General features: G+C 70.5%; 2 protein-coding genes. One reads left to right on the top strand and one right to left on the bottom strand.

All coding sequences use genetic code 11. The features are described from left to right. Positions 1–151 (bottom strand): TetR family transcriptional regulator (locus tag A5713_RS15445; RefSeq protein ID WP_156751899.1); only part of this gene is annotated, 151 nt, incomplete at its 3' end. A 143-nt stretch (positions 152–294) separates the two neighbouring features. Between A5713_RS15445 and A5713_RS15440 the strand changes: the two genes are divergently transcribed. Next, positions 295–702, top strand: a 408-nt coding sequence (locus A5713_RS15440; protein ID WP_156751898.1) for a TetR/AcrR family transcriptional regulator, incomplete at its 3' end; no start/stop codon positions are given.

The raw sequence follows: 702 nt of genomic DNA, 5'->3' as shown, positions 1-702 counted from the left end.
CGCTGGTGACGTTCGCGGCCCGGGCGATCTCACGGATGGTGGCGCCCGCGTACCCGAATTCGGCCACGCAGCGCATGGTGGCAACGACGATCCGCTGCCGCGTCTCCTCGCCGCTGGCGCCGACCGGACGTCCCCGTTGCGCCCGCGTCACCGTGCTGTCCTCACTCGCGCGTCCCGTCCGCCGGCTCCCGGTCCCCGACACGGTCGAATATAATCGAGTGATCGATTAGTTTCGGCTTCGCCGCGGAGGTGCGTAGTGCGTGATGGACGGAGCTGCGGCGGGCTTCCCGCCGCATGAGCGTCACGCCGCCGCAATTGGGTCGGCCGGTGGGTGCCGACGGTGAGCAGACCCGGGCCCGCATCATCACCGCCGCGATGCGATGTGTGGCCGAGAATGGCTATTCGCGCACCACGATTCGCGAGATCGCCCGGGCCGCGAACGTCACCAGCGCCAGCCTCTACAACTACTTTCCGAACAAGGCGGAGCTGATCAACGCCGCGATAGCGGCGCGGACCGACGTCGCGTTGCCGCGGCTGCGCGCGGCCGCCGCGCGCCCGGGGACCGCCGTCGACCGGATCGAGGCGGTGCTCGACGAATCGGGCCGGCTCATGCGCGAGTATCCCGATCTGGCCGCGTTCGAGTGGGTGATCCGCGCCGAGGGCGCCGTCACCCGCGATTCGCGGCTCGCGGCCGAATTCCAG

Source organism: Mycobacterium sp. E2497, assembly GCF_001668695.1.
GTDB lineage: Bacteria > Actinomycetota > Actinomycetes > Mycobacteriales > Mycobacteriaceae > Mycobacterium.
Note: the sequence above shows the minus strand (reverse complement) of the source record. Positions and strands in the feature narration are given on the sequence as shown.